29 protein-coding genes are annotated in these 25,816 nt (G+C 42.8%); 23 read left to right on the top strand and 6 right to left on the bottom strand.

Annotated features, from left to right (window positions below; translation table 11 throughout):
• Positions 1 to 3: 3 nt before the first annotated feature.
• Positions 4 to 750: an ABC transporter ATP-binding protein gene (locus DQQ01_RS10915; protein ID WP_111920067.1), complete on the top strand. Its 747-nt coding sequence runs from the start codon at positions 4 to 6 to the stop codon at positions 748 to 750.
• Positions 751 to 802: 52 nt separating this feature from the next.
• Here the strand turns inward: DQQ01_RS10915 and DQQ01_RS10910 are convergent, their stop codons facing one another.
• Positions 803 to 1,315, bottom strand: a complete 513-nt coding sequence (locus DQQ01_RS10910) for a hypothetical protein (RefSeq protein WP_111920066.1) — start codon at positions 1,313 to 1,315, stop codon at positions 803 to 805.
• A 32-nt stretch (positions 1,316 to 1,347) separates the two neighbouring features.
• Positions 1,348 to 1,809 (bottom strand): hypothetical protein, encoded by a 462-nt coding sequence (locus DQQ01_RS10905; protein ID WP_242980344.1) that lies wholly within the window; start codon positions 1,807 to 1,809, stop codon positions 1,348 to 1,350.
• Positions 1,810 to 2,084: 275 nt separating this feature from the next.
• On the opposite strand from DQQ01_RS10905, the gene DQQ01_RS10900 reads away from it, so the two are divergent.
• The 10 genes from DQQ01_RS10900 to htpG all read left to right on the top strand — a co-directional run bounded on the left by DQQ01_RS10900 (position 2,085) and on the right by htpG (position 9,638).
• Positions 2,085 to 2,384, top strand: coding sequence for a DUF2325 domain-containing protein (locus tag DQQ01_RS10900; protein WP_111920065.1), 300 nt, complete (start codon positions 2,085 to 2,087; stop codon positions 2,382 to 2,384).
• Positions 2,377 to 2,550, top strand: coding sequence for a hypothetical protein (locus DQQ01_RS16630; protein WP_242980342.1), 174 nt, complete (start codon positions 2,377 to 2,379; stop codon positions 2,548 to 2,550). Before DQQ01_RS10900 ends, DQQ01_RS16630 begins: the two co-directional genes overlap by 8 nt.
• A complete protein-coding gene (locus DQQ01_RS10895; RefSeq protein WP_242980340.1) occupies positions 2,465 to 2,929 on the top strand; it encodes a DUF3793 family protein in 465 nt (154 codons plus the stop codon). The genes DQQ01_RS16630 and DQQ01_RS10895 overlap by 86 nt, the downstream gene beginning before the upstream one ends.
• Before the next feature lie 131 nt (positions 2,930 to 3,060).
• Positions 3,061 to 3,648, top strand: coding sequence for a Maf family protein (locus DQQ01_RS10890; protein WP_111920908.1), 588 nt, complete (start codon positions 3,061 to 3,063; stop codon positions 3,646 to 3,648).
• Between the two features lie 3 nt (positions 3,649 to 3,651).
• Complete coding sequence (locus tag DQQ01_RS10885; protein WP_111920064.1) at positions 3,652 to 4,323, top strand: HAD family hydrolase; 672 nt, start codon at positions 3,652 to 3,654, stop codon at positions 4,321 to 4,323.
• A 4-nt stretch (positions 4,324 to 4,327) separates the two neighbouring features.
• Entirely contained in the window at positions 4,328 to 5,122 is a 795-nt protein-coding gene (locus DQQ01_RS10880) for an HAD family hydrolase (protein ID WP_111920063.1), read from the top strand.
• Positions 5,115 to 5,378 (top strand): glyoxalase, encoded by a 264-nt coding sequence (locus DQQ01_RS10875; protein WP_111920062.1) that lies wholly within the window; start codon positions 5,115 to 5,117, stop codon positions 5,376 to 5,378. Before DQQ01_RS10880 ends, DQQ01_RS10875 begins: the two co-directional genes overlap by 8 nt.
• 24 nt (positions 5,379 to 5,402) lie before the next feature.
• The gene (locus DQQ01_RS10870; RefSeq protein ID WP_111920061.1) at positions 5,403 to 6,773 is read left to right on the top strand and encodes an aldehyde dehydrogenase; all 1,371 of its coding nucleotides are present in this window, start codon (positions 5,403 to 5,405) and stop codon (positions 6,771 to 6,773) included.
• A gap of 19 nt (positions 6,774 to 6,792) precedes the next feature.
• Entirely contained in the window at positions 6,793 to 7,443 is a 651-nt protein-coding gene (locus tag DQQ01_RS10865; protein WP_111920060.1) for a class I SAM-dependent methyltransferase, read from the top strand.
• Positions 7,444 to 7,559: 116 nt separating this feature from the next.
• On the top strand, positions 7,560 to 9,638 hold the full coding sequence (gene htpG / locus DQQ01_RS10860) for a molecular chaperone HtpG (RefSeq protein ID WP_111920059.1): 2,079 nt from the start codon (positions 7,560 to 7,562) through the stop codon (positions 9,636 to 9,638).
• Positions 9,639 to 9,654: 16 nt separating this feature from the next.
• Here htpG and nudC read toward each other — a convergent pair whose 3' ends face one another.
• Positions 9,655 to 10,488, bottom strand: a complete 834-nt coding sequence (nudC, locus tag DQQ01_RS10855) for an NAD(+) diphosphatase (protein ID WP_111920058.1) — start codon at positions 10,486 to 10,488, stop codon at positions 9,655 to 9,657.
• 29 nt (positions 10,489 to 10,517) lie between these two features.
• On the bottom strand, positions 10,518 to 11,021 hold the full coding sequence (locus tag DQQ01_RS10850) for a DUF5721 family protein (protein ID WP_111920057.1): 504 nt from the start codon (positions 11,019 to 11,021) through the stop codon (positions 10,518 to 10,520).
• A gap of 170 nt (positions 11,022 to 11,191) precedes the next feature.
• Between DQQ01_RS10850 and DQQ01_RS10845 the strand changes: the two genes are divergently transcribed.
• The 11 genes from DQQ01_RS10845 (at position 11,192) to DQQ01_RS10795 (ending at position 21,182) form a co-directional block, all read left to right on the top strand.
• Positions 11,192 to 12,031, top strand: a complete 840-nt coding sequence (locus tag DQQ01_RS10845; protein ID WP_111920056.1) for a DegV family protein — start codon at positions 11,192 to 11,194, stop codon at positions 12,029 to 12,031.
• A gap of 434 nt (positions 12,032 to 12,465) precedes the next feature.
• A complete protein-coding gene (gene speD / locus DQQ01_RS10840; protein ID WP_111920907.1) occupies positions 12,466 to 13,224 on the top strand; it encodes an adenosylmethionine decarboxylase in 759 nt (252 codons plus the stop codon).
• Positions 13,225 to 13,240: 16 nt separating this feature from the next.
• On the top strand, positions 13,241 to 14,701 hold the full coding sequence (locus DQQ01_RS10835; RefSeq protein WP_111920055.1) for an aminotransferase class I/II-fold pyridoxal phosphate-dependent enzyme: 1,461 nt from the start codon (positions 13,241 to 13,243) through the stop codon (positions 14,699 to 14,701).
• Position 14,702: 1 nt separating this feature from the next.
• A complete protein-coding gene (gene speE / locus DQQ01_RS10830) occupies positions 14,703 to 15,563 on the top strand; it encodes a polyamine aminopropyltransferase (RefSeq protein WP_111920054.1) in 861 nt (286 codons plus the stop codon).
• The gene (gene speB / locus DQQ01_RS10825; protein WP_111920053.1) at positions 15,544 to 16,404 is read left to right on the top strand and encodes an agmatinase; all 861 of its coding nucleotides are present in this window, start codon (positions 15,544 to 15,546) and stop codon (positions 16,402 to 16,404) included. Before speE ends, speB begins: the two co-directional genes overlap by 20 nt.
• 46 nt (positions 16,405 to 16,450) lie before the next feature.
• Positions 16,451 to 17,653 (top strand): saccharopine dehydrogenase family protein, encoded by a 1,203-nt coding sequence (locus DQQ01_RS10820; protein WP_111920052.1) that lies wholly within the window; start codon positions 16,451 to 16,453, stop codon positions 17,651 to 17,653.
• Positions 17,653 to 18,789, top strand: a complete 1,137-nt coding sequence (gene nspC / locus DQQ01_RS10815) for a carboxynorspermidine decarboxylase (protein WP_111920051.1) — start codon at positions 17,653 to 17,655, stop codon at positions 18,787 to 18,789. The genes DQQ01_RS10820 and nspC overlap by 1 nt, the downstream gene beginning before the upstream one ends.
• Positions 18,790 to 18,915: 126 nt before the next feature.
• A complete protein-coding gene (locus DQQ01_RS10810) occupies positions 18,916 to 19,740 on the top strand; it encodes an Rpn family recombination-promoting nuclease/putative transposase (protein ID WP_111920050.1) in 825 nt (274 codons plus the stop codon).
• Between the two features lie 221 nt (positions 19,741 to 19,961).
• The gene (locus DQQ01_RS10805) at positions 19,962 to 20,324 is read left to right on the top strand and encodes a VOC family protein (protein ID WP_111920049.1); all 363 of its coding nucleotides are present in this window, start codon (positions 19,962 to 19,964) and stop codon (positions 20,322 to 20,324) included.
• A gap of 27 nt (positions 20,325 to 20,351) precedes the next feature.
• The gene (gloA2, locus tag DQQ01_RS10800) at positions 20,352 to 20,732 is read left to right on the top strand and encodes an SMU1112c/YaeR family gloxylase I-like metalloprotein (protein WP_111920048.1); all 381 of its coding nucleotides are present in this window, start codon (positions 20,352 to 20,354) and stop codon (positions 20,730 to 20,732) included.
• Positions 20,733 to 20,813: 81 nt separating this feature from the next.
• Positions 20,814 to 21,182: a DUF3221 domain-containing protein gene (locus DQQ01_RS10795; protein WP_111920047.1), complete on the top strand. Its 369-nt coding sequence runs from the start codon at positions 20,814 to 20,816 to the stop codon at positions 21,180 to 21,182.
• A 113-nt stretch (positions 21,183 to 21,295) separates the two neighbouring features.
• On the opposite strand, the gene DQQ01_RS10790 is transcribed toward DQQ01_RS10795, so the two are convergent.
• A complete protein-coding gene (locus DQQ01_RS10790) occupies positions 21,296 to 22,609 on the bottom strand; it encodes a sensor histidine kinase (protein WP_111920046.1) in 1,314 nt (437 codons plus the stop codon).
• Complete coding sequence (locus DQQ01_RS10785) at positions 22,609 to 23,295, bottom strand: response regulator transcription factor (RefSeq protein WP_111920045.1); 687 nt, start codon at positions 23,293 to 23,295, stop codon at positions 22,609 to 22,611. The genes DQQ01_RS10790 and DQQ01_RS10785 overlap by 1 nt, the downstream gene beginning before the upstream one ends.
• A 207-nt stretch (positions 23,296 to 23,502) precedes the next feature.
• Between DQQ01_RS10785 and DQQ01_RS10780 the strand changes: the two genes are divergently transcribed.
• Positions 23,503 to 25,806: an ABC transporter substrate-binding protein gene (locus tag DQQ01_RS10780; protein ID WP_111920044.1), complete on the top strand. Its 2,304-nt coding sequence runs from the start codon at positions 23,503 to 23,505 to the stop codon at positions 25,804 to 25,806.
• The last annotated feature ends 10 nt before the right edge of the window (positions 25,807 to 25,816 follow it).

Here is a 25,816-nt window from a genome sequence, read left to right as displayed (position 1 = left end):
GATATGGCACAGCTAGAGGTTTCCCATGTGACAAAAACCTTTGAAGACAAAAGGGTTTTAGAAAACGTGTCCCTTCATCTGGGGGATAAGGAACTGGTTGCACTTCTGGGAGTCAGCGGAGGAGGCAAAACGACACTGTTTAATGTGATTTCCGGTATCTTAAAGCCAGACAGCGGGCAGGTGCTTTTAGACGGTGAGGACATTACAGGTAGGCCGGGGCAGGTCAGCTATATGCTTCAAAAGGATTTGCTTCTGCCCTATCGCACCATTGAGGATAATGTGGCTTTGCCCCTGATTATCAGGGGAGAGAAGAAAAAACAAGCGAGAAAGCTGGTACAGCCTTATTTTCAGGAATTTGGGCTGGAGGGTACTCAGAAAAAATATCCGGTTCAACTGTCCGGAGGTATGCGACAGAGAGCAGCCCTTCTCAGAACCTATATGTTTTCCAGGAAAATCGCACTTTTAGATGAGCCTTTTTCTGCTTTGGATACCCTGACCAAGAGCGCTATGCACAAATGGTATCTTCAGGTTATGGAGCAGATTCATCTGTCCACAATTTTTATCACTCATGATATAGACGAAGCCATTTTGTTGGCAGACCGGATTTATCTCCTCACAGGAAATCCGGGAAGAATCACAGAAGAGCTTGTTATCAAAGAACCAAAGCCAAGGTCAGAGGATTTTAATCTGACACAGGAATTTTTGAAGTATAAAAGATATATTTTAAAGAAAATAGAAGAAAATAAATAGAAAAAGGGTATCCTGTGACTGAAATTCCATGGGATCCCCTTTTTTCTTTATATCAGATTTCCAGAATTTTCCCTACGCTTTCATCATAGCGGCAGTATTTCCCGTTGGAGGATAAAAACGGAGCATAAGTTTTCGCTTTTACATTTTTTATGTACACAACTTTTGTGGCTATCATATACACCAGAGAAAATTTCTCATTCAGGCTGGAAATCCACTTGTACACCTTGCTATCCTTATCAGAGAGAACCAGCTCATAACCACCCTCGCAAGGTTCCAGACAGAAATAGCTTTTTTCTCCTTTTGAGGAAAAGACTTCATTGTAAACATAAGAAGAGAAATGCTCACGGACAAAGCTTTTAAAGTCCGGCAGATTGTAAATCTGGTGAGAAACCGCATCTGTAATTTTATCTCCGCGCTCAATTCGGATTTTCAGAATTTTCAAAATCTCTACAGCATCGTTGATAAAGCTCAGGCGATTGTATTCCATGGTTTCCAGAAGAAAAGAAATCAGCTCCTTTGACAGAATATCATCGTTTTTTGCCTGTTCAAATAACTGGTTGTTCATTATTTTATATCCTCCCTCTTTGGTATACCGGATTATACTTCCGGTTCTTCTTTTGCTTTCTGCACAGCGTCCTTTATCTCCTGTGTGAAATTTTCTGCTGTTTCTTTAACCTCTTTTTTGATATCCTCCGCTTTTTTTGCGGTATCTTTCACGGTATCTTCAACCGCATCTTTTACTGCGTCAGTAAAATCCTCTTCTTCAAAAATATCATCATCAAGAAAATCATCTGTGTGTTCTTTGACCTTGCTTACTGCCTCATCCACAGATTTTTCCATGACTTTTTTGAAGGTGGAAGCCACACCTGCAGCAGAAGCAGCTGTTTCTTTTAAGTTGTCCTGAAAATCAGCAAACTCTTCCTGTAAATCCGGGTTCTCATTTTTCTTTTTCATAAAATAATAAGCTGCAGCTCCGGCTGCTGCGCCTAAAGCGCCCATACCTAAAAGTTTTTTTCCGAAATTTCCCATACTCTTATCCTTTCTGAGTTTTACTTCCATACTCTATATGTTCTCCATTATAATCCTTTTTATAAGGAGAAGAAAGAGGTTTTTTCATTAATTTTATCTAAAATTCCCAAAAAACTATTGACAGAATAGAAGAAATCCGTATGATAGAAATATAAAAAAAGTTAGTCTTAACTAATTTAGGCAAAGAAATTCTGTAATTCTGTTTTTCATTGCTTTCGTTTTGATAATAGGTTAGTTTTGACTAATTAAATAGTGGTATGAAGGCGAAAAAATATGGAAGAATAGTAACAGGAGGAAGAGAAGAAATGAGTATTGTAATTATTATCGGAGGAAATGAACGAATGGTAACCAGATATGAAAATCTCTGTGAGAATTATGGGTGTAAGGCAAAGGTGTTTGTAAAGGAACATGGTTCTATTAAGAAAAAAATGGGGTGTCCGGATTTGCTTTTAATGTTTACCAATACGGTTTCTCACAAAATGGTGATGAATGCCTCCCAGGAGGCCAAACGAAATAAAATTCCCATTGTGAGAATACACAGGGCAAGTACGGCTGCGCTGCAGTCTGTTTTGGAGGATATTAAGGGAGGTGTGATTCATGCTTGACGAATTTTTGATTCGACACAGTGCGCCTACCCTTGCGGGGGCTGAAGACCGCAAACCTTTTCTGGTATCCCTGGGAAAGCATGGAGGAATTAAAGGAAACCTTGCAGAAGTGGCAGCAGGTTTTCCGGGAAAAGGGACTGGATCTTATGGTTATGCGTTTTCATGAAAAAAGGGCGCTTCTTTATGTGTACAGAAAGAGCCGTCTTATACAGGATTTAAGCTGTCGGGAAACACGGGAAATACTGGAAGCAGAGGGATATGTGTATGAACAGTATCTGCAAGCTCTGGTCTGTCTGAAAGAAAGACTTTTAAGCGGAGAAAAATTTCCCCACGAAATCGGATTGTTTCTGGGATATCCCAGGGAGGACGTAAAAGGATTTATGGAAAACAAGGGAAGAAACTGCAAGTGTTGCGGCTGCTGGAAAGTATATTGCAATGAGTGCGAGGCAAAAGAAACCTTCCGTAAATTCAAAAAATGTGAACAGGTCTATGCACAGCTATATTCAGGAGGCAGACCGGTGAAAAAAATGATTGTAGCGGCATAAGGGGCTGCGGTAATATGGCTTCGAACCGTTTCTGGGTTCAAAAAAGAGGTTGCGCTTCACAAAAAGTCAAGATATACTTTTATTATGCAGTACACCAGAAGAGATTTCATACTGCAAAAAAGGAGCAGACAATGAAAGAAATTATACTTGCAAGCGCATCACCAAGACGGCGGGAACTGCTGTCGCAGGCAGGAATTCCTTTTCTTGTAAAGCCAAGCCAGGCAGAGGAACACATAACTGCCACAGATCCGGGAGAGGCGGTAGAGGAATTATCTCTGTTAAAATGCCGTGATATTTATATGAAAACAAAAGGAGATGTTCTGGTTATTGGCGCAGATACCGTAGTTGCCGCAGAAGGGGAGATTCTGGGAAAGCCCTCGGGCAAGGAAGAGGCCGTGCAGATGCTGCGTATGCTTCAGGGGAAGGAGCACCAGGTTTATACCGGAGTTACCCTTATGGAAAGAGAAGGGAAAACAGAACGTGTCCATACCTTTTATGAGAAAACGCAGGTTTGCTTTTATACCATGACAGAAGAAGAAATCCGGGCTTATGTGGAAACAGGAGAGTCCATGGATAAGGCGGGCGCTTATGGAATCCAGGGGAGATTCGCAATTTTCATAAAAGAAATTCACGGAGATTACAACAATGTAGTGGGCCTGCCCCTGGCAAGGTTGTATCAGGAATGCAAAAAGCTGGGAATAGAGATAAAGGAGTGGTAAGACATGTATAAGGCTTGTATTTTTGACCTGGACGGAACCATTGCAGATACGGTGGAGTCCATCGCCTATGTGGGAAATAAGACCCTGCGGCATTTTCATCTGGAGGAGCTTCCGGTAGAGTCCTATAACTTTTATGCAGGGGACGGGGCTGACGAGCTGGTAAGAAGAATGCTGCAGGCAGTTCCAGGAGGAGCGCAGGCGGATTATGAGGCAGTGCGGGTTTTGTATCGGAAATGGTTTGGAGAGAATCCTTTTTACCATGTAAAGCCTTTTGATGGAATTTTAGAACTTTTAGACGGATTAAAGGAGCAGGGGATCAAAATAGCTGTTTTTTCTAATAAACCACATGAAGCAGCAGTAGAAGTTGTGGAGAGAATTTTCGGAAAAGACAGATTTCACAAGGTGCAGGGGCAGACAGCGAACATTCCGAGAAAGCCTTCTCCTGTAGGAGCCCTTGCCATTGCAGAGGAATTTCAGATTTCTCCAAAAGAGTGTATTTACTGCGGAGATACCAATACAGATATGGATACCGGAAAGGCAGCGGGAATGTTTACCATAGGCGTAACCTGGGGCTTTCGTCCAAGAAAAGAGCTGGAAGAGCATCACGCGGATAAAATCGTGGATCGTCCCGGTGAAATTCTGGATTTTGCAAAAGGGAAGGAAAAGGAGAGGTAGAAAAATGATAAAGCTCATAGCCAGTGATTTAGACGGAACGCTTCTCCAAAATGGTGCAAGAACCCTTTCTGACACCGTGATAGAGCAGATAAAGCAACTGAAAAAAATGGGAATTCTGTTTGTGGCAGCCAGCGGAAGACAGTATACAAATCTCAGACGGCTGTTTGAACCGGTCTGTGACGAAATTGCCTATGTTTGCGAAAACGGGGCAATGGTTGTCTATAAAGGGAAAATTTTACATAAAGATGTTTTTGAGCGGGAATTGGCAGAGGAAATCCTGCATAGCATATTGAAGAAAGAACGGGCAGAGCTGGTAGTTTCCGGAGAGAAAACGGTTTATCTGCAGCCAAAGACAGAGGATTTCCGGAAATATATGATTGATTTTGTGAAAAATAACACAACCATTCTGCCGGATATTTTTCAGGTACCTGAGGATATGATTAAGATTTCCGTATATGAGGAAAACAGTGCAGAGTTTATTGCACCTTTTTGGAAAAAAGCCTTTGGGGACAGAGCAACTGTGGTGACCTCAGGGCTTTCCTGGCTGGATATGATGCCTATGAGTGCAGATAAGGGCAATGGGATTCGGGTGCTGAAAAGACATCTTCTCATAACGGAGGAGGAATGTGCAGCTTTTGGGGATAACTTTAATGATTTGGAAATGTTGCAGGAGGTCGCCTATGGCTTTGCAGTGGGCAGCGCCAAGAAGGAAGTTCGGCAGACAGCAGGAAGAACCGCTCAAACCGTGGAAGCGGTATTGGAAAAAATAATAGAACAGGGAGGAAATTGGTATGAATGAATACAGCGAAGAGTGCATTTTAACATTTTTGAGAAATCAGGAGCAGCTTTTTACCGAGCCTGTGGCAGAAACCGAAGAAGAGGCAGAAGCATTTTTAGAGGATTGCATGGCAGTTGTTGTGGATTCTTTAAAGGAAGTCAGGGAATATTTTGAAGAAAACGGTATGGATGTGGAGGATATGTCCATGGAGGAACTGGAGGACGCAAGCGAGGTTTTTCCTCTGCCAAACGGACAGTATCTGATTGTAGAGGGATAGAAAGCAGGCAGGAGGGTACAGAGCATGGAGATGGCTTATCTGGTACAAAAGCAGAGAGCATTTTTTCAGAAGGGAGTGACCAAATCTCTGACTTTTCGGAAAAAATCTCTGGAAAGGCTTGAGAAGGGAATTTATTCCTATGAAAAGAAGATTCATCAGGCGCTTTTGGCTGACCTTGGAAAATCAGAATTTGAGTCTTATATGACAGAGGTGGGAATGACCCTTTCAGAATTGTCCTATGTGAAAAAAAAGGTTTCAGACTGGGCAAAGCCATGTCCCGTTTTTACGCCTCTGGCCCAGTTTCCGGCAAAGAGCTTTGAGGTGACAGAACCATATGGTGTCGTGCTGATTATGTCCCCCTGGAATTATCCTTTTATGCTGTGCATGGAGCCGCTGATTGGCGCCATTGCGGCAGGAAACTGCTGTGTGGTAAAGCCCTCAGCCTATGCACCCCATACATCGGCTGTACTCAAAGAGCTGCTTTCTTTTCTTTTTCCGCCGGAGTTTGTAGCAGTGGTAGAGGGAGGCAGAGAAGAAAACAGCCTTCTCTTGGAGCAACGCTTTGACTATATTTTCTTTACCGGAGGAAAGGCAGTGGGTCGGCTTGTGCTTGAAAAGGCAGCCGTGCATCTGACTCCGGTGACACTGGAGCTGGGAGGAAAAAGTCCCTGTATTGTAGATGAAACTGCGGATTTAAAAATGGCGGCAAAGCGTCTGGTGTTCGGAAAATATTTAAACAGCGGTCAGACCTGTGTGGCGCCGGATTATCTTCTGGTACAGGAAACGGTAAAGGAGCCGTTTCTTAAGTATGTAAAAGCATGGATACATCAGATGCTGGGAGAGAACCCTCTGGACAATCCTGATTATCCCAGAATGATAAACAAAAAGCATTATGACCGGGTGTTAGACCTTTTGCAGGGAGAAAAAATTGCAGAAGGAGGCTATGGCAGGGAAGAGAGCCTGCAGATAGCCCCTACCATACTGGAGAAAGTTTCTTCGGACGCCCCTGTGATGCAGGAGGAAATTTTCGGTCCGGTGCTTCCGGTTCTGACCTATGCTTCCATAGAGGAAGCGGAAGACTTTATCAGCAGCAGGGAAAAACCTCTGGCGCTTTATCTCTTTACTACAAATAAAGCAACAGAACAGAGAATTTTGAAAAATCTTTCTTTTGGCGGCGGCTGCATCAATGATACCATTATTCATCTTGCAACACCGTATATGGGCTTTGGCGGCGTGGGAGCAAGCGGAATGGGAAGCTATCATGGAAAAAAGAGTTTTGATACCTTCAGTCACAGAAAAAGTATAGTGAAAAAGGGAAATTATCTGGATTTACCTGTGCGGTATCAACCCTATACAAAAGTAAAAAAACAGTTTTTGCGTATGTTTTTAAAATGATTGGAAGGGAGTGGACGGTATGAAGCAAAAAGATGGTTCTGACTTTTGGGACAGACGTTCCAGGGAGTTTGACAAACAGGTTTTAAATGTCTATAAGAATGCCTACAAAAAAACAGTAAAGCGCTCTTTGGCTTTTTTGGACAGGGAGAACCGGGTGCTGGAAATCGGATGCGGAACAGGCATTGTCACCATGCAGCTTGCAGATTATGTAAAAGAGATTACAGCTCTTGATATTTCAGAGGAAATGCTGCAAAAAGCAGAGGAAAAGGCAAAGAACCTGGGAAAGGATAATATACAGTTTCACTGCAGCAATCTTTTAGATATGGATTTTCCGAAAGAAGCCTTTGATGTGGTAACAGCTTATAATGTGCTGCTTTACATGGAAAATCAGGACGAGGTGCTGGAGCGGATTTATAAGCTTTTAAAGCCGGGGGGGATTTTTATTTCTGCTACAGATTGTCTTGGCAGAAATCTTTCCAGAGATTCTGTGAGAAAATTCTGGAAAAGCAAGTTGCATCTCATGCCCTATGTGGCGTTTGACACTCCCATTGGCCTGATGCGCAGAATACAGAAGCATGGCTTTTTGATTCTGGAAATTGTAAATCTTCATAAAAATCCGCCGAATATTTTTCTGGTGGCACAGAAAACAGAAAATATTAAAAAAGTATAAAAATTATAAATTATTAGCACTCACTAAAAATGAGTGCTAATTTTCTCTTGACTTTTATCTTTTTGCGTATTAATATGGGATTAAATCAGATCAGATAAAAAGGAGATGCATTTATCATGGCTAACAAGCGTGGTACTTTATCAATTAACAGTGACAATATTTTTCCGATTATTAAAAAATGGCTTTATTCAGATCATGACATCTTTTTCCGTGAATTGATTTCCAACGGCTGTGATGCGATTACAAAGCTGAAAAAGCTGGAGGTTATGGGCGAATATACCTTTCCGGAAAATCATAAAAATAAAATTCAGGTAATTGTAAATCCGGAAGAGAAAACTCTGAAATTTATAGATACCGGTCTTGGTATGACGGCTGACGAGGTAGAAGAGTATATTACACAGATTGCTTTTTCCGGCGCAACTCAGTTTTTAGAGAAATATAAGGACAAGACAAATGAAGACCAGATTATCGGACACTTTGGTTTAGGCTTTTATTCTGCATTTATGGTGGCAGATGAAGTGCATATTGATACCCTTTCCTACAAGGACGGCGCCACAGCCGTACACTGGGCATGTGACGGCGGCACAGAGTATGAAATCGGTGAAGGAAATAAGACAGAGGTTGGTACAGAGATTACCCTGTTCTTAAATGAGGAGAGTCTGGAGTTTGCCAATGAATACCGTGCAAGAGAAATCATTGAAAAATACTGCTCCTTTATGCCGGTAGAAATTTTCCTGTCCAAGGCAAACGCACCTCAGGAATACGAAACCGTAGAGGAATCTGAAGTCAGAGAAGACGATGTTGTGGTTGAGCATATCCACGAGGACGCCAAGACAGAGGAGAAAGAAAACGAAAACGGAGAAAAAGAAGTTGTGGAAATTTCTCCTGCAAGAGAAATGGTGAAAATCCATAAACGTCCGGTTTCTTTAAGCGATACAAATCCTTTATGGACAAAACACCCAAATGAGTGTACAGACGAGGATTACAAGGCATTTTACCGCAAGGTATTTATGGATTACAAAGAGCCTCTGTTCTGGATTCATCTGAACATGGATTATCCGTTTAACTTAAAAGGTATTTTGTACTTCCCGAAAATCAATATGGAATACGAATCCATTGAGGGAACCATTAAGCTGTACAACAATCAGGTCTTTATTGCAGACAACATTAAAGAGGTTATTCCTGAGTTCCTGATGCTCTTAAAGGGTGTTATCGATTGCCCGGATTTACCGCTGAATGTATCCAGAAGTGCGCTTCAGAATGACGGCTTTGTAAAGAAAATTTCTGATTATATCAGCAAAAAGGTAGCGGACAAGCTGACTGGTATGTGCAAGACAGACAGAGAAAATTACGAGAAATACTGGGACGATATCAATCCGTTTATTAAATTCGGCTGCTTAAAGGACATGAAATTCTCTGAAAGAATGATGGATCACATTCTTTACAAGAACATTGACGGAAAATACCTGACACTGGAAGACTGCATCAAAGAAAACACAAAAGAAACACCCGATACAGATGCAGAGCAGGAAGTCGTGACAGAAGAGCAGAAGGAAGAGGTTCTGGAGGAAGCCAAAGAAGAGGCAAAGAAGGAACCGGAGAAAACCAATATTTATTATGTAACAGACGAGGTACAGCAGAGCCAGTACATCAATATGTTTAAAGAACAGGGACAGGACGCTGTAATTCTGAAGCATAATATTGATTCTGCTTTTATCTCACATGTAGAGCAGGTAAAGGAAAATGTCAGATTCCTTCGTATTGATGCAGATGTAACCGAAGCTGTAAAAGAGGACGGCAAAAATCTGGAGGAAGAAACAAAAGAATTGTCTGAGGTGTTCAAGAAAGCGCTGAAAAAAGACAATCTTACTGTGAAAGTGGAAAGCCTGAAAAACGAGAAGGTTTCTTCCATGATGACCATTTCTGAGGAAAACCGTCGTATGCAGGAAATGATGAAAATGTATAATATGTACGGCATGGATCCGTCCATGTTCGGCGGACAGGAAACCCTGGTATTAAATGCAAACAACAAGCTGGTACAGTATGTGCTGGAACATAAAGAGGGAGAACAGACACAGCTTCTGTGCGAACAGCTTTATGACCTGGCGTTAATCAGCCATAGACAGCTTACACCAGAAGAAATGACAAAATTTGTAGCAAGAAGCAATGAAATTATGCTGCTGTTGGCAAAATAACAGATTTTGGGGCTGCTTAGAGCAGCCCCTTTTTAAATTGTATCATCATTTCCCGCGTAAGACTTACGTCATAATCCTCATATGGGATTTCTTCCCGTTCAAACCACTGGGCCACGGACAGTTCGTTTTTGTCCAGAGTAATGGTATCCTCTCCGTCCAAATCACATACAAATCCGGCTAAAAGGCTGCCGGAAAGCCCCCAGGGCTGGCTTTTGTAATAGCGGATATTTGTTACCTTTAAGCCAACCTCTTCCATCACCTCTCTTTGTACCGTTTCTTCCAGGGTTTCCCCGATTTCTGTAAATCCGGCAATGAGGGCGTATCGTTTGTTGTTTCCGTTTGCATATTTTGACAAAAGCAGCTTGTTTCCATTTGTTACAGCTACAATGACTGCGGGAGAAATTTTGGGATATTCTGTGGTCTTACAATCCGGGCAGTACATCATGCGTTCTTTTGTATCATGGACAAGCTTTTTTCCACAGACGCCGCAGAAACGGCGGCTTTTATACCAGTTGCTAAGATGAAAGCCTGTGACAAGTCCAAAACAGACTTCTTTTGGTTGCATGCTGCGAAATACGGAAATATCCTGATAAGTAAAATCGGAAAAAGCTTCCGGGGCGTCAGGAAGAAGAAAGTATTTCTGCTCGTTAATGGAAAAAAGATAGATACAGTTTTCAGAACAGATATCTGCTGTTTCGGGAAAATCAGCCAGTACAGGGAGAAAAAGCTGTCCCTGTTTTACAAAAGAAAGGATTTCCCGGTTTTGGAATGCCAGTATAAAATCTTCTTTTTGAGGCAGAATATGCATATACTCGTTGTGAAAGGAAGAAGAACCTAAGTCCTGAATCATAATGAATTACCTCCGTTTTGTATGAAAGACTATAATTTTTCGCAGGGAATCTGCTGTTGTCTGAAAAATTTCTGAACCATATCGTCCCATATCTGATCCAGAGATTTATCCAGGGTAAAGGTTTTCAGGGAAGTACCTGTGGTACAGGTCAGGGTTTTGCCATCATACTGAAAGTTCAGAAACAGACCGAAAATGTCCTGACAGGAAAAAGAAAGGGTATTTCCCTGAAGCAGTTTTTCTGTATTTTTTTCGGAAAGACGGAATACAATTTTAAAGTGCAGGGGTGTTTTTTTCCCTTTCATCATGGAAAAACAAAAGGGCTTGATATCCCTCCAGAGAGCATAGTTCTGCTTCTGTGCCAGAAGCGTTTCGGTTTCCTGGGTATCGTAGAAATCTGTATGTAAAGAACCGTCAATGGTAAAGGTTACAAAAGTGGTGATATCTGCCTCACACAGCCAGAAATTGTCAAAGGTACTGCCGATTAGAAGTCTGGACATAAAATCCTTTAAATCTAAAATACGCAGAGCAATCATAATAAGAATCCTCTTTTCTGTAAAATTCCTGTATCAAAATACAGATAAGACCAGTATAAACGAAAATCAGAAAAAATCCTAGAGTTTTCCGGGAAAAAGCCTTTTCAAACAGGCGGCTTTGTGTTATTATAAGACATGGTATTAAAAACTACATAAAGAGGTTGTTGAAAATGAGTTATAAAATAGTAATAGATAGCTGCGGCGAACTGCCTGAAAGCTGGAAAGCAGATGAAAAAATAGAAAGTATTCCCCTTACTTTAACCGTGGAGGGAGAAGATATTGTAGATGATGAAACCTTTGAGCAGAGTTCCTTTTTAGCAAAGGTGGCAGCAAGTCCGGAGAGTCCGAAATCGTCCTGCCCGTCCCCGGAGAGATATATGCAGGCTTATGATTGCGAGGCAGAGCATGTCTATGCAGTGACTTTGTCTTCCAATTTAAGCGGATCGTATAACAGTGCTGTTCTTGGCAAAAACCTGCTTCTGGAAAATAAGCCGGATCAGAAAGTTCATGTTTTTGATTCCCGCTCTGCTTCTGTAGGAGAAACTTTGATTGCCATGAAAATTCGGGAATGTGAGGAACAGGGCATGGATTTTGAACAGGTGATTGAAGCAGTAGAAGCTTACATTGAGTCCCAGAACACCTATTTTGTTTTGGAAAATCTGGAAACACTCCGCAAAAACGGAAGACTCAGCAATCTGAAGGCCTTTGTTGCGTCAGCCCTTAAGATTAAGCCGGTTATGGGTTCTACACCGGAAGGAACCATTGTGCAGCTAGACCAGGCAAGGGGAATTAACAAGGCTCTGATGAAAATGGTAGATTATGTTGCAGAGAAGGCAGTGGGCAGTGAAGATAAGGTTCTGGCTATCAGCCACTGTAACTGCAATGCAAGAGCAGAGATTGTAAAGGAAGCCATTTTGGAGAGAATCTCTGTGAAGGATGTGGTGATTCTGGACACAGCAGGAGTCAGCACCATGTATGCCAATGACGGGGGTGTGATTGTAGTTTTATAAAAGGAATTGACAAAAAGAGCAAAATTGGATATAGTAAAAATGCTATGGGATACAAAGTTCGACAGATTCCATGCAAATATTTATATGACCCTCCTAAAAGGATTAAGGCCATACGGACAGCCGGGTCAACTGCCGACTGGCAACAAAGGTTGCCTTATTGATTGAGTTAGAAACTCAAATTTTATAAGTTGGTAACTTTACAACCGGTGCGTATCCATGCACATCAACTTGTGAAACGGTCAATAAGAGTAGTAAAAGTAAGATATTTGCTATATAGACTCTGAACTTGAGTACTTCCATAAACAGTCTTTGTTTTTCTGTGTCTGTACAGAATTTAAAGACATGAACAGGAAAAGTTTTAGCCGCAGGTGATGTGTGGAAGGATACATCATTTGCGGTTTTTATATTTTACGAAGAAAAAGGAGCTATCCATTGTGGGCGAGAAAATGAAATTGTATGGATTTAATAATTTGACAAAGGCCCTGAGCTTTAATATTTACGATGTCTGCTATGCAAAGACAGCCAGAGAGCAGAAGGATTATATAGCCTATATTGATGAGCAGTATAATTCGGAAAGACTGACCGGGATTTTAACAAATCTGACAGATATGATAGGCGCTCAGGTGCTGCATATTTCTCAGCAGGATTACGAGCCTCAGGGAGCGTCTGTAACTCTGCTCATTGCAGAAGGATCCATGATTCCGGCGGGAAGCACACAGGTGGCGCATCTGGACAAAAGTCATGTGACGGTGCATACTTATCCGGAGTATCACCCGGAAACCTGTCTTGCTACCTTTCGGGTAGACATTGATGTGGCAACCTGCGGGGAAATTACCCCTCTTTCCACACTGGATTATCTGATAGGCTCCTTTGATTCTGATATTATTACCATGGATTACCGTGTCAGAGGATTTACCAGAAGTGTAAACGGCAGAAAGCTGTTTATGGATCATAAAATTACGTCCATTCAGGATTATATTGCACAGGAAACTCTGGAGCGGTATGATGCTGTGGATATTAATGTATATGAGGCAAATCTTTTCCATACCAAGATGATGTTAAAGGAAATTGATTTGCAGAACTATCTTTTTAACACAGATATTTACGAGCTTCCGCCTAAAAAGCGGCTGGATATTATGAACAGTCTGCGGCGGGAAATGATAGAAGTCTTCAGCGGAAGAAATATTTACTGACAGGGGAGATGAGAAAATGGGAGAGTTATCTCAGGAAAATGCCCCTATTTATGAGGCGTTGGAAAATTTAAGAAAAATGAGGGTCGTGCCTTTTGATGTGCCGGGACACAAAAGAGGCAGGGGGAATCCGGAGCTTACACGGCTTCTGGGAGAACAGTGCATGAATATGGACGTAAATTCTATGAAGCCGCTGGATAACCTCTGTCACCCGGTTTCAGTTATCAAAGAGGCGGAGGAACTGGCGGCAGAAGCTTTTGGCGCAGCCCATGCTTTTCTTATGGTGGGAGGTACGACTTCTTCTGTACAGAGTATGATTCTCTCTGTGGCAAAGCGGGGAGAGAAAATTATTCTGCCCAGGAATGTGCACAGAAGCGTTATCGGCGCTATGGTTTTGTGCGGCGCTGTTCCGGTGTATGTCAATCCTCAGTGCAGCCAGAGATTGGGGATTCCTCTTGGTATGTCCGTGGAGGACGTAAAACGCGCCATAGAGGAAAATCCGGACGCAAAAGCCGTGCTGGTGAACAATCCCACTTATTACGGCATCTGCTCGGATATCCGTTCCATTGTAAAGCTGGCACATGAGCATGGCATGTACTGTCTGGCAGACGAGGCGCACGGCACCCATTTTTATTTTTCGGACAAGCTACCTGTTTCTGCCATGGAAGCAGGGGCAGATATGGCTGCAGTTTCCATGCACAAATCTGGGGGAAGTCTGACCCAGAGTTCTCTTTTGCTTACAGGACCGGGGATTTCGACCGGGCACGTGCGGCAGATTATTAATCTGACCCAGACCACCAGCGGTTCTTATCTTTTGATGTCCAGTCTGGATATTTCCAGGAGAAATCTGGCGCTCAGAGGAAAGGAAACCTTTGAAAAGGTTATGGAACTGGCAGAATATGCCAGAAGCGAAATCAATGAGATTCCGGGCTTTTATGCCTTTTCCAGAGAATTGATAAACGGGGACAGTGTTTTTGATTTTGACGTGACAAAATTGTCTGTGCATACTCTGGAGGTTGGTCTGGCTGGCATTGAGGTCTATGATTTGCTTCGGGACGAATATGACATTCAGATAGAATTCGGAGATTTCGGTAATGTGCTGGCTTATCTTTCTATTGGGGACAGAAAGCGGGACATTGAACGCCTGGTATCTGCGCTTTCTGAAATTTCCCGGAGATTCGGAAAAGAAAAGGTAGACTTGCTGGAGCAGGAGTATATTCCTCCGCATGTGGCAGTATCTCCCCAGGAGGCATTTTATGCGCCAAAGGAGTCTCTGTCTTTAAAGGAGTGTGTGGGACGCATCTGCAGCGAATTTGTCATGTGCTATCCGCCTGGTATTCCCCTTCTGGCGCCGGGAGAGCAGGTGACACAGCCCATTGTAGAACATATTGTATACGCAAAGGAAAAAGGCTGTACGCTTACCGGACCTGAGGACGAGAAAATCCGGTATTTGAATGTGTTGAAAGGAGTGGAAGGCTGAGATGGAGTTCTGGTTTTCAGAAAGACAGACAAAAGATGTAAAATTTTCCATTCGTGTGGATAAACAGATTTATAGCAAAGAAAGTGAATTTCAGAGGATTGATGTATTTGAGTCCCCGGAATTCGGCAGATTTCTGACTTTGGACGGCTATATGATGCTGACCGAAAAGGACGAATTTATTTACCATGAAATGATTACTCACATTCCTATGGCAGTACACCCCCATGTGGAAAAGGTGCTGATTATCGGAGCCGGGGACGGAGGTGTAATCCGAGAACTGGTGCAGTATCCGGAAATCCGGCACATGGATTTGGTGGAGATTGACGATATGGTGGTGGAGGTGTGCCGCAAATATCTTCCAAAGACAGCCTGCTGTCTGGATGATAAGAGAGTACACATTCATTTTGAGGACGGCCTGAAATATATCCGCAGATGCAAAAATGAATATGATTTGATTATTGTGGATTCTACAGACCCCTTTGGACCGGGAGAAGGCCTTTTTACCAGAGAATTTTACGGGAACTGCTATAAGGCTTTAAAGGAAGACGGCATTATGGTGAATCAGCATGAAAGTCCTTTTTATGAAGAGGACGCCAGAGCCTGCCAGAGAGCACACCGCAATATTACGGAAACTTTTCCAATCAGCCGTGTGTATCAGGCGCATATTCCAACTTATCCTTCAGGACACTGGCTTTTCGGATTTGCGTCTAAGAAGTACCACCCGCTGAAAAATCTGCGGGAAAAGGAGTGGAATGACAGAGGTATTCAGACCCGTTACTATACGACAACGTTGCATAAAGGGGCGTTTTATCTGCCCGCATATGTGGAGGAACTTTTAAAAAATGTTGAAAAAGAATGTTGAAACCTTTCTGGAGTGCGATAAGAATTATGAAGAGGCAGAGGTAATCCTTTTCGGAGCGCCTTTTGACTCTACCACCTCCTTCCGTCCGGGGACGCGATTTGGCAGCAGCGCCGTTCGCCATGAATCTTTCGGACTGGAGAGTTACAGTCCGTATCAGGATTGTGATTTAATTGACAGTTTGGTTATGGATAGCGGAGATTTGGAACTTTGCTTTGGAAATACCAGGGCAGTGCTGGGAGAAATTCGCCAGAGAACCCAGGAGATTTTGCAGGATCAGAAGCTGCCCTTTATGATTGGCGGTGAGCATCTGGTTACCCTGGGTGCCTTTGAAGCCGTACAGGAGAAATATCCGGAGATTTGCATCATACATTTTGATGCCCATGCAGATTTGCGGGAGGATTATCTGGGTGAGAAATTATCTCATGCCTGTGTGCTGCGCCGCTGCTGGGATTTGATTGGAGATGGCAGAATACACCAGTTTGGTATCCGTTCCGGAGAACAGGAAGAATTTTACTGGGCAAAGAAACATACCTGCATGCACAGGTTTGATTTTGAAGGTCTGGAAAAGACCTTAGATTCCCTGAAGGGAAAACCGGTTTACTTTACCGTGGATTTGGACGTTATGGATCCATCCGTATTTCCGGGAACCGGTACACCGGAGCCGGGAGGCGTCAGCTTTGATGAGCTTCGCCGGGCAGCAACTCTGGTATGTGAAAAAGCCCGGGTTGTGGGCTGTGATGTGAATGAATTAAGCCCTCATTATGATGCCAGCGGAGCATCTACCGCAGCAGCAGGAAAAATTATCCGGGAGATGTTGCTGGCTCTTACAAAAAAGGCATAAAAAATTGAAAATAAATCCATAAAATGAAAAACAGGAGGAAGTTATTATGGGAAAAGCGTTGATTATTGGGTGTGGAGGCGTTGCTTCTGTGGCAATTCACAAATGCTGTCAGAACAGCGAGGTATTTGAGGAAATCTGTATTGCAAGCCGTACCGTATCTAAATGTGAAGCGTTAAAGGCAAAGCTGGAGGGAACAACAAAGACAAAAATCACAACCGCGCAGGTTGATGCAGACCATGTGGACGAGCTGATTGCTCTGATCGAAAAGGAAAAACCAGATGTAGTTTTAAACCTGGCGCTTCCGTATCAGGATTTGACCATCATGGACGCCTGTCTGGCAACGAAAACCCACTATGTAGATACGGCAAATTATGAGCCTGAGGATACCGCAAAATTTGAATACAGCTGGCAGTGGGCTTACAGAGAACGTTTTGAAAAGGCAGGAATCACAGCGCTTTTGGGAAGCGGCTTTGACCCGGGGGTTACCGGCGTATTCAGCGCCTATGCCCTGAAGCATGAGTTTGACGAAATCAATTATATTGATATCCTGGACTGCAACGGCGGTGACCACGGCTATCCGTTTGCGACGAATTTTAACCCGGAAATCAATATCCGTGAGGTTTCTGCAAAAGGTTCTTACTGGGAAGAGGGTCATTGGGTAGAAACAGAGCCTATGGAAATTAAGAAGGAATATAACTTCAAAGAAGTAGGGGAAAAGGATATGTACCTGCTTCACCATGAAGAAATTGAAAGTCTTGCACTGAATATTCCGGGAATTAAAAGAATCCGTTTCTTTATGACCTTTGGACAGAGCTATCTGACACATTTAAAATGTCTGGAAAATGTGGGTATGACTTCTATTGAACCGATTATGTTTGAAGGAAAGGAAATTGTGCCTCTGCAGTTTTTAAAAGCCGTGCTTCCGGATCCGGCATCTTTGGGACCGCGTACAAAGGGAAAGACAAACATTGGCTGCATTTTTCGCGGCAAAAAGGACGGAAAAGAAAAAACATATTATCTGTATAATATCTGTGACCATGAAGAAGCTTATAAGGAAACCGGCTCTCAGGCAGTTGCCTATACTACAGGTGTACCTGCAATGATTGGCGCCATGATGGTGATGACAGGAATGTGGAACAAGCCGGGTGTACACAACATTGAAGAGTTTGATCCGGATCCATTCATGGAAGCATTAAATACCTGGGGACTTCCATGGCAGGAAGACCGTAATCCGGTATTGGTGGACTAATGGCAGGGGCGGAGAAAAAATCCTTTTCCACACCATATTTTCTGGTAGATGAAAAAAGGCTGGTAAAGAATCTGGAGCGGTTAAAGCAGGTGTCTGAAGCAGCCGGGTGTAAAATTCTTCTGGCACAGAAGGCATTTTCCATGTTTTATACCTATTCCCTTTTGAGAAATTATCTGGCAGGAACCACAGCCAGCGGGTTGTATGAGGCAAGACTGGGAAAAGAAGAGTTTGGCGGGGAAACACATGTGTTTTCCCCTGCTTACAGAGAAGAGGAATTTGAAGAACTTTTGCAGTATGCAGACCACATGGTATTTAATTCTCCAAACCAGGTGCGAAGATATGCAAAAAGGGCAAAAGAAGCCGGAAAAGCTGTAGGGCTGCGGATTAATCCCCAGTGTTCTACACAGGAGGGTCATGATATCTATGACCCCTGCGCTCCTTTTTCCAGACTGGGAACAACGCTGGAAAATTTTGACGAGGAATTGCTTCCTCTTTTGGACGGATTGCATTTTCATACGCTGTGTGAACAGGGAGCAGATGCTCTGGAGATTACCCTGAAAGCCGTAGAAGAAAAGTTCGGAAAATATCTGTATGGTATGAAATGGCTGAATCTGGGAGGCGGGCATCATATTACAAGAGAGGATTATGATACAGACGCTCTGATTCGTATGGTAAAGCATCTGAGAGAAACCTATAAGGTAGAAGTGTATCTGGAACCCGGAGAAGCAGTGGTTTTACAGGCGGGATTTCTGGTATCAGAGGTTCTGGAGGTGGTGCATAATGGTATGGATATTGCGCTTTTAGATACTTCTGCAGCTTGTCATATGCCGGACGTATTGGAAATGCCTTATCGCCCTCCTGTAAAGGACAGCGGACTTCCGGGGGAAAAGGCATATACCGTAAGACTGGCAGGACCTACCTGTCTTGCAGGTGACGTTATTGGAGATTATTCCTTTGATGCGCCTCTGAAAGAAGGGGATTTAGTGGTATTGGAGGATATGGCGCTTTACACCATGGTAAAGACCAATACATTTAATGGCATGGCTTTGCCGGATATTGTCTGGAGAAGCCAAGATGGAGAAATGAAGCTGGTAAAAAGCTTTGGATATGAGGACTTTAAAAATCGGCTTTCCTGAAAGCTGAGAGGAAAGGGAGCAGTGCTTCTGTTGAAAAAATACAGAGGACTGCTCTTTTTTGTCTTGTCTTTTTCCATTCTCATGCTATAATTTTGATATAGAATTCCTCTGCAAAGTGGAGGATATATGCAGAAAAAATGTTTAAGCGACCTTACAATTAAGAATAATTTTATGTTTGGTGCAGTCATGATAAATCCGGAAAACTGCAGGGGACTGCTGGAGCGGGTATTGGATATGGAGATTGACCATGTGGAGGTCAGTCGGGAAAAAAGTATGGTTTACCACCCTGAGTATAAGGGGGTTCGTTTAGATGTGTATACCAGAGATGAAAACAATACCTGCTATAATGTAGAAATGCAGGTGGTGAAAAAGCCGGAGCTTGGAAAACGCAGCCGTTATTATCAAAGCCAGATGGATATGGAGTTGCTTCTTGCAGGGCAGAGTTACGAAGAACTGCCGGATACCTATGTGATTTTTATTTGCGATTTTGACCCGTTTGGAGAAAAGAAATATCGCTATACCTTTCAGGCAGAATGCAAAGAAAGCGAAACTGCGAAACTGAAGGACGGCAGAACACTTGTATTTCTAAGTACCTGTGGAGAAAATGAAAAGGAAGTATCCAGAGAACTGGCAGCGTTTTTGAAATTTGTGAAAGCAGATTTAAAACAGAGCCAGGAGGATTTTCATGACCCTTATGTAAGGCAGCTTCAGAACTTTATCCGGGATATCAAAGGAAACCGGGAAATGGAGGAACGCTTTATGATTTTGGAAGAAATGCTGAGAGATGAAAGGAACGAAGGGATAAAGGAAGGCATTAAAGAAGGCATGGAAAAAGGTATTATAAAAATGGTAACCGCCATGCGTAAAAAAGGTCTGAGTGAGGAAAAAATCATGGAGTTATGTGATATTTCTGAAGAAGAGATGAATAAATATAAAGAAACCGAAAATTGATATCTTCAGAATATAGGGATATCTTGTCTTTTCTGTGTAAAGCAGAGTCTATTATCAAGTCGTAACTTATCAATGCCATATCAGGCAAATTTCAGAGTGAAGCAGAGGAATTCTATATAAAATCTCCAGATGAAAAACACAAATTTTTCTTCTATTGGGGAAAAACCTATGGTATGATTTTTATAAGACAAATAAAAAAGCTTTTTATGGGGTGAGGAAACGTGAAGCTAAAAAATGTGTTGATTGTGGTAACAGATATAGAAAAGTCCAAAAAATTTTACCATGATTTATTTGGACTGGAAGTTCTTCTGGACAGCGGAGAAAATGTGATTTTAACAGAAGGACTGGTGCTTCAGGAGAAAAAGCTCTGGGAAGCAACCATTCAAAAAACGGTGTGTCCAAAGAGTCACAGCACAGAATTGTATTTTGAGGAAAGAAATATAGAAGCATTTGCAGAAAAACTAAATAACTATGAAGAGCCTGTAAAATATGTGACACCCTTGACCTGCAATGCCTGGGAACGGAAAGTGATACGTTTTTATGACCCAGACGGAACATTAATAGAGGTGGGGGAAACAAGATAACAGCAGAGCGAGTAAGAGGAGGAAATGATGAAGCTGGATACCATACATCATATTGCCATTATTGGAAGTGATTACGAGAAGTCTAAAAATTTTTATGTGGAGATTTTAGGATTTGAGGTGATTCGGGAAAATTACAGAGAGGAGAGGAAGGACTACAAAATTGACCTGCGGCAGGGAAATGTGGAACTGGAATTGTTTATCATTCCGGGACGTCCCAAAAGACCCAGTTACCCGGAAGCAAATGGACTGCGGCATCTGGCGTTTAAAGTAGAAGATGTGGAGAAAACGGCAAAGGAGCTGCAGGCATTGGGTGTGGAAACAGAGCCTATACGGACAGATGAATTTACGGGAGAAAAAATGACCTTTTTCTTTGATCCGGACGGGCAGCCGCTGGAACTGCATGGATAAAGTTGCTTTTTCCTGCTGGGAGGAATCCCTCAAAGATGAAGTGATTGAAATTATTAATTTCACCAGAATGGAGGGAAGGGAATGAATAAAGAAACGAAAGCACATAATTTGTTGAGATATTTCAGGTCGTTTATTGTAATTCTGGTGATTTTTATATTGATGCTTTCCGGTTGTGACAGGAAAGAGCAGAGGAGGGTCAGCCTGAAAGGGCAGGTGTTAGAAGTAAAAGAGCAATACATTCTAATAGAGCCATTGGAAGAGGAGAGCCTTTCTGCAGATAAAATTACAGTCAGTACACAGGTGAAAGATTCCCAAAAGGTTCCTGATTTAAAAGAAGGGGATTGTGTGAAAATTCTTTATGACGGCATAATCCTGGAGTCTTATCCGGCAAAAATCAATCAGGTGTATGAGATACAGTTGCTTAGTGAAGGGGAAGCAGATACAGAATAGAAAAAGGAATATGGAGTTTTTTCTTGAAATCAGCGTATAAAAGTGAACGCCGTACAAGCTGTAGCAGTCAGAAAATGGCTGTGTAGTTTGTACGGCTGATTTTTTTGCAGCAATCAGGGGTGGGAAGAGGTATGGTTTTCTTCAGCGGCAGATAAAGTCAGCGTAAAGGTACAGCCTCCGCCCTGGGTATCTGTCAGGGTCAGCTTTCCCTTTTGCAGTTCCGTCAGTTCCCTGGCAATGGAAAGCCCCAGCCCGAAATGTTCTTTTTCTTTCCGTGATTTGTCGCTTTGGTAAAAGCGTTCAAAAATTCGTTCTTTTTCCTCATCAGGAATCCCTTTTCCATGATCTGCTACCACATAGCAGATTTTTTTCTTTTTTGCAAAGATTTTCAGGTCAACCCTTCCACCGGGGCTGGTATAAGTAAGGGCATTGTCCAGAAGAATGGTCAGTATCTGAATTACCCGGTTTTTATCACAGTATACCCGGGGAAGTTCTATATCCGGCAGTGTCAGGTGCAGGGTAATCTTTTTGTGGAGGCATATGGGCTCAAAGGTTTCATATACGTCCAAAAGCAGGGTATCACTGTCATACGCGCCAAGGGTAAGCTGCCATTTTCTGGAATCAGAGGCTGCCAGGACCAGCAAATCCTTAATCAGATTTCCCATACGGGTACATTCCTTCTCAATGGTAAAAAGCATCTGGTCTGTGTTTTGAGGAGAGGTTCGTACCGCAGAGGCGCTTGCCTGAATAACTGCCAGGGGAGAACGGAGTTCATGGGAGGCAGCGGCAATGAATTCTGCCTGCTTTTTCTGATTCTCTTTTAAAGGGAGCAGGGTTTTTCCGACCGTGTGCCAGCTTGCAAGATACAGAAGAAAAATGCCGGCAAGACCGGTCAGCAGGAAGAAGATTCCCTGCCACAGAAGCTGTTTGGAAAAAGAACTGATGTCCTGCAAAACAAGAAGAGATTTGTATCCGGAAAAAGTGGATTCTACCAGATACATGCCCAGATAAGTGTCCTTTTCCGTTCCTTTTAGAGTAAAAACAGAGGATTGCAGGGGAGAGGAAAGAGCAGCCGCCTGAGGCGTGGCACCGTCTTCTTTTGCTTTTTTATAAGCCTTCTTTAAAAGAAGGCTGCGGTCAGTTTTCGTCTGGAAAGCGCCTTGAAAAAACAGGGGCTGTTTGTTTTCCTCAATGTGAATCACCAGTTGATTATCCAGTTCCATTTGGGAGAGCCAGGAATCTGTAAAAAAGGCTTCTGTCTGAAAACGATTGGAAATCGTCAGGAAAATACTGGAAAACTGCGCCTTGTACCGGGCTTCCACGGAACTTTTCATATAGAAAAAACAGATAATTAAAATTACGGTGAGAATGGTTCCCGTAGTCAGAGTATATAAAAAGGTCAGCTTTTTCTGAAGAGTTTGAAACATCAGATTTCCTCCTGGGCATTTGTTAGACAATAGCCTACGCCGTGAATGGTTTTAATCTGCACCTGACTTTTTAAGGTACGTAGCCGCCGTCTTAGAAAGTAGATATAATTATCCAGATTTCCTTCTTCCACTTCAGCGTCAGCGCCCCATACATAGGATAGTATCAGGCCTCGGCGCAGGTGCTGTTCCTTGTTTTTCAGCAGATATTCCATAAGACCGGATTCTTTCTTTGAGAGAGAAAGGGTTTTTCCGTGTGCAGATAGTTCCAGTTTTTCCGGGTCAAAAGATAAATCTCCGCAAAAAAGTAAAGGGGAAGTCTTCAATTTTGCAGGACGTCTGGTCAGGGCGCGAATACGGGCGAGAAGCTCCTGTGTATCAAAAGGTTTGGTAATATAGTCATCTGCTCCGCAGTCCAGTCCGCTTATTTTATCCTGAAGAGAATCCATGGCAGTTGCCATAATGACAGGCGTGGATATATTCTTTTTACGGACAGCAGATAAAAGAGTCAGTCCGTCCAATTCCGGAAGCATACGGTCTAAAATAATCACATCATAGGCATTTTGCAGAGCATAGGACAGCCCGTCTGTACCATTGTGACAGATATCTGTTTCATATCCTTCACTGCTTAGATGAATGAGAAGAGCCCTGCAAAGAGAAACATCGTCTTCAATTAATAAAATTCGCATAAGGTAAATCCTTTCTATCTATGTTCTTTCCTTGATTTTCTGTTTTTATTGTATCATAGAAATCTCTAAAAAATCTCCAAAAACAACAGGGATTCTTTAAAGATTTTTAGAGATTTCCCTGTTATGATAAAAACAGAAGAAAAGGTGCAGGGCTTCTGTTTATTTCGCAGAAGGACGCCTTGCATGGAACAGAAAGGAGATTAAAAAATGAAGGGTAAGAAAATGCTTGCTTTTTTGCTCTGTGGCACAGTGACGCTTGGTCTGCTGGCAGGGTGTTCTGCCAAAGAAGAGAAAAAAGCAGACAAAGGAGATAAAAAAGAAACAAAAGGCGGTTATGTAGAGGAAGAAATGGAAGGACCCTGGACAGAAGAGGAATCCTATCTGGGAAGTTTTTTAAACGAGGAAAAAAAGCTGGAAATTTATACACAGGCAGTGGAAGGAACAGAACAAAAAGTGTATTCCTATGTACACCAGGGAGGCAGTGACTGGGAGAAGCAGGAGGAAGCCTGGGCAGAAGAAAAGCTTGCTGATGGAACCTATCCGGTCTATCTCTTGCAGGGAGAAGATAAAAATGTGTATCTCATGACCAGCGGCGAGGCAGACGAAGCAGAAGCAGCAGCCTCTGCGGAGGGCGAACTTATGCTTCCGCCTCAGCCCTGGTATCTGTATCGCCATACAGGGGAAGGAGAAACACAGGAAGTCCCTGTGGAATGTCTGGACATGGAATATCAGAAGCAGAGCGGAGGTTTCTTCCCCTATTACCTGGGAGTTACACAGAATGGAGATATTGCCCTGGTTGGGGCAGGCTCTTCCAATATTGTTTTGTACGATGGGAAGACCGGGAAGGAAAAAGATACTTTTTCCAGTCATGAGATTGTCACCAATGATGACGGCATGATTTCCATTCAGGGAAATACAATTCTCACCCTGGGACAGGATCAGAAAACTCTTTTCTCTTATGATGCGGTTTCCGGAAAGGAAATCAGTAAGGTAAAAATAGAAAGCATGGAATTGGGAATGGGGTGTCTGGCTGCATGTGAGGACGGAACGTATTACCTGGCAACAGAAAAAGGCATTTCCGTGTATAAAGAAAAGGGCAGTATTGGAGAACAGATTTATGACGGCAGCAGAGGCAATATGGGAGAAACGGTCAACAGTCTGGTTATGAAGAATTTCCTGGCAGGAGAGAACAGGGACTTTTATGGAATGTATGTCAATTATCAGACCGGTGTTTTTTCTGTCTGCCATTACTATTACAACGCAGCAGTCAGCACCAAAACAGAAAAAACGTTGTCCGTATACGGACTGTACGAAAGCCGCATGACACAGGCAGTGGTAAGAGCCTTTGAAAAAAAGCACCCAGAGGTTGACGTGGATTACCAGTATGCCATGAAACAGGAGGAAGAAGGAAATCCGGAGGACTATCTGGACGCATTAAATACCAGTCTTTTGAACCAGAAGGGGCCGGACGTGCTGCTTTTGGACGACCTTCCTGTAGACTCCTACATAGAAAAAGGAATTCTGGAGGACTTAACGGATTTTACAGAGAAAAAAGTCAAAGAGAAAACACTGTTAAAGGGAATTACAGAAGGTGTGAAAAAGGACGGAAAGAACTATGAAATTCCGGCGTGCTTCCGTTTACCGGTGCTTTACGGCACAGAGGAGGCAATGGCAAGATTGGACAGTCTGGATTCTGTAAAAGAATTTTTGGAGGAACAGCCAAAAGGCAAAATCATAGGGGCTGCCTCTTACAGTCAGATGGCGTATCTTTTGTTTGCTTTAAATTATGAAGAATTAAGACTGGAGGACGGAAGCTTTTCCAAGGAAAAGATACAGGAGGTTTTAGAACTTTCTAAGCAGCTGGTGGATAACAATCCATCAGAAAAAATGGAAACAGCATGGAGTACAAATTTTATGGGACGTATTTTGTCAGGAAACAGCATGTCTGCATTCTCCGGTATCGGTATGTTGGAATTGTATGAAGAAACCGATATTGCCGGCGTAACGGATTTGTACGGTTTAACAGAAATTTCGCTGTTGTGCGATATTCTGGAAAAACAGCAGGGGCTTTCTGTGAAAAATCCTCACAATTTTTATCAGCCGGTAAATCGTATGGGAATCAACAGTTCTTCTAAGGAAAAAGAACTGGCAATAGAATTTGTGGAAACCATGTTAAGTGATGAAATTCAGCAGCAGGATTTTGTGGAAGGACTTCCTGTTTGTACAGAAAGTCTGGAAAAACAGGCAGAGATTGCAGAAAAAGCAGGACAGGAGGAACTTTTCAGTGTGGGCTTTAGCGGTGGAGAGATGCATTCCTATGGCTATCCTTCAAAGGAACAGATAACGCCTGTTCTGGATTTGGCAAAGAAAGCAAACACACCCTTAATCATAGACCTGACAGTGAGAAAGACATTTCTTGACTGTGCAGACCAGTATTTTGGAGGAAGCATCAGTGCAGAAGAAGCAGCGAAAACTCTGGGAGAAAAAATGCAGCTTTACCTTTCCGAGTAAAAAAGAAGTC

Origin of the sequence: Blautia argi, assembly GCF_003287895.1 — a bacterium.
Classification (GTDB): Bacteria; Bacillota; Clostridia; order Lachnospirales; family Lachnospiraceae; genus Blautia; species Blautia argi.
The sequence above is the reverse complement of the archived record's forward strand: the minus strand, read 5'-3'. Positions and strand labels throughout refer to the sequence as shown.

Coding starts and splice junctions, on each gene's coding strand:
- DQQ01_RS10915 (WP_111920067.1), top strand. CDS start 4: ATGGCACAGCTAGAGGTTTCCCATGTGACAAAAACCTTTGAAGACAAA.
- DQQ01_RS10910 (WP_111920066.1), bottom strand. CDS start 1,315: ATGAACAACCAGTTATTTGAACAGGCAAAAAACGATGATATTCTGTCA.
- DQQ01_RS10905 (WP_242980344.1), bottom strand. CDS start 1,809: ATGGAAGTAAAACTCAGAAAGGATAAGAGTATGGGAAATTTCGGAAAA.
- DQQ01_RS10900 (WP_111920065.1), top strand. CDS start 2,085: ATGAGTATTGTAATTATTATCGGAGGAAATGAACGAATGGTAACCAGA.
- DQQ01_RS16630 (WP_242980342.1), top strand. CDS start 2,377: ATGCTTGACGAATTTTTGATTCGACACAGTGCGCCTACCCTTGCGGGG.
- DQQ01_RS10895 (WP_242980340.1), top strand. CDS start 2,465: ATGGAGGAATTAAAGGAAACCTTGCAGAAGTGGCAGCAGGTTTTCCGG.
- DQQ01_RS10890 (WP_111920908.1), top strand. CDS start 3,061: ATGAAAGAAATTATACTTGCAAGCGCATCACCAAGACGGCGGGAACTG.
- DQQ01_RS10885 (WP_111920064.1), top strand. CDS start 3,652: ATGTATAAGGCTTGTATTTTTGACCTGGACGGAACCATTGCAGATACG.
- DQQ01_RS10880 (WP_111920063.1), top strand. CDS start 4,328: ATGATAAAGCTCATAGCCAGTGATTTAGACGGAACGCTTCTCCAAAAT.
- DQQ01_RS10875 (WP_111920062.1), top strand. CDS start 5,115: ATGAATGAATACAGCGAAGAGTGCATTTTAACATTTTTGAGAAATCAG.
- DQQ01_RS10870 (WP_111920061.1), top strand. CDS start 5,403: ATGGAGATGGCTTATCTGGTACAAAAGCAGAGAGCATTTTTTCAGAAG.
- DQQ01_RS10865 (WP_111920060.1), top strand. CDS start 6,793: ATGAAGCAAAAAGATGGTTCTGACTTTTGGGACAGACGTTCCAGGGAG.
- htpG (WP_111920059.1), top strand. CDS start 7,560: ATGGCTAACAAGCGTGGTACTTTATCAATTAACAGTGACAATATTTTT.
- nudC (WP_111920058.1), bottom strand. CDS start 10,488: ATGATTCAGGACTTAGGTTCTTCTTCCTTTCACAACGAGTATATGCAT.
- DQQ01_RS10850 (WP_111920057.1), bottom strand. CDS start 11,021: ATGATTGCTCTGCGTATTTTAGATTTAAAGGATTTTATGTCCAGACTT.
- DQQ01_RS10845 (WP_111920056.1), top strand. CDS start 11,192: ATGAGTTATAAAATAGTAATAGATAGCTGCGGCGAACTGCCTGAAAGC.
- DQQ01_RS10835 (WP_111920055.1), top strand. CDS start 13,241: ATGGGAGAGTTATCTCAGGAAAATGCCCCTATTTATGAGGCGTTGGAA.
- speE (WP_111920054.1), top strand. CDS start 14,703: ATGGAGTTCTGGTTTTCAGAAAGACAGACAAAAGATGTAAAATTTTCC.
- speB (WP_111920053.1), top strand. CDS start 15,544: ATGTTGAAAAAGAATGTTGAAACCTTTCTGGAGTGCGATAAGAATTAT.
- DQQ01_RS10820 (WP_111920052.1), top strand. CDS start 16,451: ATGGGAAAAGCGTTGATTATTGGGTGTGGAGGCGTTGCTTCTGTGGCA.
- nspC (WP_111920051.1), top strand. CDS start 17,653: ATGGCAGGGGCGGAGAAAAAATCCTTTTCCACACCATATTTTCTGGTA.
- DQQ01_RS10810 (WP_111920050.1), top strand. CDS start 18,916: ATGCAGAAAAAATGTTTAAGCGACCTTACAATTAAGAATAATTTTATG.
- gloA2 (WP_111920048.1), top strand. CDS start 20,352: ATGAAGCTGGATACCATACATCATATTGCCATTATTGGAAGTGATTAC.
- DQQ01_RS10795 (WP_111920047.1), top strand. CDS start 20,814: ATGAATAAAGAAACGAAAGCACATAATTTGTTGAGATATTTCAGGTCG.
- DQQ01_RS10790 (WP_111920046.1), bottom strand. CDS start 22,609: ATGTTTCAAACTCTTCAGAAAAAGCTGACCTTTTTATATACTCTGACT.
- DQQ01_RS10785 (WP_111920045.1), bottom strand. CDS start 23,295: ATGCGAATTTTATTAATTGAAGACGATGTTTCTCTTTGCAGGGCTCTT.
- DQQ01_RS10780 (WP_111920044.1), top strand. CDS start 23,503: ATGAAGGGTAAGAAAATGCTTGCTTTTTTGCTCTGTGGCACAGTGACG.